Below are 3,493 nucleotides of genomic sequence, written 5' to 3'. Positions count from 1 at the left end.
GCAGTCTGCGGGACGCCGGCCTTGAGCTCGCTGCACTCCAGGCCCCCGCAGGGACTCCAGGCCTGCGGCCCCGCTGGAGTGGGGGCACGGCGGCAAGCCCCCGGCCCCTGGCCCCGAGCACCCTGCTTCGCCCCCTCAGCGCCATGGAGGAGGAGCACCTGCTCACCAGGGCAGGTGAGCCCTACCGCGACCCCTCCGCTCGGGCCGGCGCCACGGAGATCCAGGCCAGAAGGCTGCAGATGCAGGCCCAGGCCGGCCGCAACAGCACGGGGGCCTGGCGCCGCCGCTGGGGCCTGGACCATCCCCGCCGCAACGGCGTGGTTGGGCCCACGTAGATTCCCGCCAGCCGTTGCTTACGCCCATGCTCGCCGTTGCCGTGCTGGCCGCTGGGAAGGGCACACGGATGAAGAGCGAGCTGCCCAAGGTGCTGCAGCCGCTGGCCGGGGCCACGCTGGTGGAGCGGGTGCTGGGCAGCTGCCGGCACCTGGCCCCCGACAGGCAGCTGTTGATCGTGGGTCACCAGGCCGAACGGGTGGAGGCCTCCCTGGCGGCGCTGGAAGGCCTTGAGTTCGTGCTGCAGCAGCCCCAGAACGGCACCGGCCATGCGGTGCAGCAACTGCTGGAGCCCCTGCAGGGGTTCAGCGGCGACCTGCTGGTGCTGAACGGGGATGTGCCCCTGCTGCGGCCGGAGACCCTGGAGGCGCTGCTGGAGCAGCACCGCAGCAGGGGCGCCGGCGTGACCCTGCTCACGGCCCGGCTGGACGACCCCAGTGGCTACGGCCGGGTGATGGCCGATGCCTCCGGGCGGGTGAGCGCCATCGTCGAGCATCGCGACTGCAGCCCCAAGCAGCGCCTCAATCCCCTGATCAACGCCGGCATCTACTGCTTCAACTGGGCCCAGCTGGCGGCGGTGCTGCCCAGGCTCAGCAGCGACAACGACCAGGGCGAGCTCTACCTCACCGACACCGTGGCGATGCTGGAGTCGGCCACGCACCTGGAGGTGGCCGACGCGGCCGAGATCAACGGCATCAACGATCGGATCCAGCTGGCCCAGTGCGAGGCAGTGCTGCAGGAGCGGCTGCGGCGCCACTGGATGGCGGAGGGGGTGAGCTTCGTGGATCCTTCCAGCTGCACCCTCAGCGAGGGCAGCCGCTTCGGGCGGGATGTGGTGGTGGAGCCCCAATGCCATTTCCGCGGCCACACCGAAGTTGGCTCGGGCTGCCGGATCGGCCCAGGCTGCCTGCTGGAGAACGCCCGCCTCGGGGCTGGGGTGGAGGTGCTCTACAGCGTGGTGCGCGACGCGGTGGTGGGGGCCGGCTGCTCGATCGGCCCCTACGCCCAGGTGCGGCCGGGCTCGAACCTCGGGGAGCGCTGCCACCTGGGCAACTTCGTGGAGGTCAAGAACAGCAGCCTGGCCAGCCACGTGAAGGTGAACCACCTCAGCTACATCGGCGACGCCGACCTGGGTGCCGGGGTGAATGTGGGGGCCGGCACGATCACCGCCAACTACGACGGCGTGCGCAAGCACCGCACCGTGATCGGCGCGGGCAGCAAGACCGGCGCCAACTCGGTGCTGGTGGCGCCGATCCAGCTGGGCGAGAACGTGACCGTGGGCGCCGGCTCCACCCTCACCCGCAACGTGCCCTCCGGCGCCCTGGCGCTGGGCCGCGCCCGCCAGCTGGTGAAGGAGAACTGGGCTGGCCCCCAGGGCTGAAGACGAAGGCTCAGGCGGCGAAGGCTCAGCTGCTCTCCGGCTCCAGCAGCAGGGGGAACGCCCGCTCCAGGGCCACCCCGCGGCTGGCCTTGAACAGCACGGTGTCGCCAGGAGCCAGCCAGCCGCGCAATTCGGCGGCCGCCGCCTCCGGGCTACTCACCCTGGCCAGCCGGCCCAGGCCATGGGCTGCCGCCTCCATCGCAGCCCCCTCCTGGCCGCCATCCACAATGAGCAGACCCTCCAACCCCAGGTCCAACGCCCGCTGGGCCACCTGGCGGTGCAGGCTGAGGCTCTGCTCGCCGAGCTCCAGCATGGTGCCCAGCNSSGCGWWGNGRCSWSSGSTGCTGTGGCGGGCGAGCAGCTCCAGGGAGGCCAGCACGGCCTCGGGCGAGGCGTTGTAGGTCTCATCGAGAAGCACCACGCCGCCCCGTTCCAGGCGCCGGCTGCGGCCACCAGGCAGGTCCACCTCCAGGTGGCCTAGGCGATCAGGGCCCACCCCCTGCTCGCGGGCCACGGCCAGGGCCAGCATCAGGTTGCGGGCCTGGTGGCGGCCCTCGAGGGGCAGCCTCAGCCGATGGCCATCCAGCCACAGCAGGCCCTCCGCCTCATCCAGCTCGCCCACCCAGTCGGCCTTGGCCTCGCAACCCTCTCCGGCCAGGGCGACGCGCACCACCCGCCCCGCCCAGCTGCTGGCCAGGGCCGCATCCAGCAGAGGGTCACCGGCCGGAATCACCATCAGGCCGCCCGGGCGCAGGCCAGAGGCGATCTCACACTTGGCCTGGCCGATCGCTTCGCGGCTTCCCAACCGGCCGATGTGGGCCGTGCCGATGTTGGTGATCACCGCCACATCGGGCTCGGCGCAGCGGCTGAGCCGATGGATCTCCCCAGGCCCGCGCATGCCCATCTCCACCACCACCGCCCGGTGCTCGGAGGTGGCCTGCAGCAGGGTGAGCGGRACGCCGATGTCGTTGTTGTTGTTGCCGCTGGCGGCCAGCACCGGACCCAGGCGGGCGAGCGCCGCCCGGATCAGCTCGCGGGTGCCGGTCTTGCCGGCGGAGCCGGTCACGGCCACCACCGGGGCCTTCAGCTGCCGGCGCCAGTGCCGCGCCAGCTGCTGGTAGGCCGCCAGGCTGTCGGGCACCACCCAGAGCTGGCAGCTGCGCTCGGCGGCGGCCTGCTCCAGGGCAGCGAGGGCTTCAGAAGAGAGGCGGTCGCGTTGCACCACGACAGCCCGGCTGCCGCCCTCGATGGCCTGCTGAACGAAGGCATGGCCATCGTGGCGCTCGCCCACCAGGGCCAGGAACAGGCCACCGGGCTCGAGCCGGCGGCTGTCAGTGCTCACGGCGCTGAGGACCGTTTCGGAATCCAGCCGGCTGCCCGGATGGCCAGCCCCTGCCCCAACCGGGGGTTCAGCCCAGATCGCATCCAGCTCGGCGAGGAGCAGGGCCATGGTGCAGCTCAGGGCGCAGAAAGCAGGATCATGCCTGAWCCCACCCGGGCCGATCGGGCCAGCAGCCGGCCCTCAGGGTCCCGCAGCTCCAGGGCGTCGTAGTCCAGCTGCCGGCTCAGCAGCAGCCAGCGATCGGCCAGCTGCTCCTGCTCTGCGGCCGCCAGCTCCGGCCAAGCCGGCCCGAGCAGAAGCTGCAGCAGGGGCAGACGGGCGGCCACGGCCGGCTCCAGTTTGAGCACGAGATCCTCCCGCCCCGGGATCGCCGCCTGAAAGGCCTCCAGCAGAGGATCCTCCACGGCAAGGGGGGCGCTTTCGGGCGCTTCAGGCTC

The 3,493-nt window shown here is 72.1% G+C and carries 1 protein-coding gene and 3 pseudogenes; 2 read left to right on the top strand and 2 right to left on the bottom strand.

Annotated features, from left to right (window positions below):
• Positions 1 to 335, top strand: a pseudogene (locus IQ216_RS12660) (SAM-dependent methyltransferase); the annotation flags it as partial.
• A 26-nt stretch (positions 336 to 361) separates the two neighbouring features.
• Complete coding sequence (gene glmU, locus IQ216_RS12655; protein ID WP_193815761.1) at positions 362 to 1,714, top strand: bifunctional UDP-N-acetylglucosamine diphosphorylase/glucosamine-1-phosphate N-acetyltransferase GlmU; 1,353 nt, start codon at positions 362 to 364, stop codon at positions 1,712 to 1,714.
• 25 nt (positions 1,715 to 1,739) lie between these two features.
• On the opposite strand, the pseudogene murF reads toward glmU, so the two are convergent.
• Positions 1,740 to 3,164, bottom strand: a pseudogene (murF, locus tag IQ216_RS12650) (UDP-N-acetylmuramoyl-tripeptide--D-alanyl-D-alanine ligase).
• A gap of 8 nt (positions 3,165 to 3,172) precedes the next feature.
• Positions 3,173 to 3,493, bottom strand: a pseudogene (locus IQ216_RS12645) (hypothetical protein); the annotation flags it as partial.

Origin of the sequence: Cyanobium sp. LEGE 06143 (assembly GCF_015207535.1) — a bacterium.
Taxonomy (GTDB): Bacteria; Cyanobacteriota; Cyanobacteriia; order PCC-6307; family Cyanobiaceae; genus NIES-981.
This window is presented reverse-complemented; position numbering and strand designations above follow the sequence as displayed.